This is a genomic window from Nocardia amikacinitolerans NBRC 108937 (assembly GCF_001612615.1).
Taxonomy (GTDB): Bacteria; Actinomycetota; Actinomycetes; order Mycobacteriales; family Mycobacteriaceae; genus Nocardia; species Nocardia amikacinitolerans.
Window position 1 is genome coordinate 1 of record NZ_BDAU01000092.1, and the last position, 1313, is coordinate 1313.

Sequence of the window (1313 nt, forward strand, 5' to 3'; positions counted from 1 at the left end):
ACCGGCCGGGATCTACGCCGCCGACGCGTTGATGAAGTCCGATGCCGAGGTGAGCATCGACCTGTACGAGCGCATGCCCGCGCCGTTCGGGTTGATCCGCTACGGCGTCGCGCCGGACCATCCGCGGATCAAGGGCATCATCACCGCCCTGCACAAGGTGCTCGACAAGGAGCAGGTGCGCCTGCTCGGCAACATCGACTACGGCACCGACATCACCCTCGACGACCTGCGTCGCTTCTACGACGCGGTGATCTTCTCCACCGGCGCCAACGCCGACCGCGCGCTGCCGATCCCTGGCATCGACCTGGACGGTTCCTACGGCGCGGCGGACTTCGTGTCCTGGTACGACGGGCACCCGGACGTGTCGCGTTCGTGGCCGTTGGACGCGGAGAAGGTCGCGGTGCTCGGTGTCGGCAACGTGGCGCTGGACGTGGCGCGCGTGCTGGCCAAGACCGGTGACGAGCTGCTGCCGACCGAGATCCCGCCGAACGTCTACGAGGGCCTCAAGCAGAACAAGGCCGTCGAGGTGCACGTGTTCGGTCGTCGCGGTCCCGCGCAGGCGAAGTTCACCCCGCTGGAGCTGCGCGAGTTGGATCATTCGCCGACCATCGAGGTCATCGTCGATCCGGAGGACATCGACTACGACGAGGGCTCGGAGGCCGCGCGCCGTCACTCCAAGCAGGTCGACATGGTCGCCAACACCCTCGAGCAGTGGGCCATCCGCGATCAGGGAAACCGCCCGCACAAGCTGTTCCTGCACTTCTTCGAGTCCCCGGCCGAGGTGCTCGGCGACGAGAACGGCAAGGTCGTCGGTCTGCGCACCGAGCGCACCCAGCTCGACGGCACCGGCAACGTCAAGGGCACCGGTGTGTTCAAGGACTGGGACGTGCAGGCGGTCTACCGCGCCGTCGGCTACCTGTCGCAGAACATCAACCAGCTGCCGTTCGACGACCAGGCGGGCACCGTGCCCAACGAGGCGGGCCGCGTCATCGCCGACGAGAACGCCGACGGCCCGGCGCGCTACATGCCCGCCACCTACGTCACCGGTTGGATCAAGCGCGGCCCGGTCGGCCTGATCGGCCACACCAAGGGCGACGCCAACGAGACCATCGCCTGCCTGCTCGACGACGCCCCCGGCTTCGCCCCGGCCGAGAACCCGGATCCGCAGGCCGTGACCGAGTTCCTCGAGGGCAAGGGCATCCCGTTCACCACCTGGGCGGGCTGGTACCGCCTCGACGCGCACGAGCGCGCGCTCGGCGAGCCCGAGGGCCGCGAGCGCGTCAAGGTCGTCGAGCGCGAGGACATGCTCCGCG

Annotated in this window: 1 protein-coding gene; it reads left to right on the plus strand. The window is 68.8% G+C overall.

Going from position 1 to position 1313, the window contains the following annotated elements:
- Window positions 1-1313 (plus strand): ferredoxin--NADP reductase domain-containing protein (locus NAM01S_RS33595; protein WP_067793398.1); only part of this gene is annotated, 1313 nt, incomplete at both ends.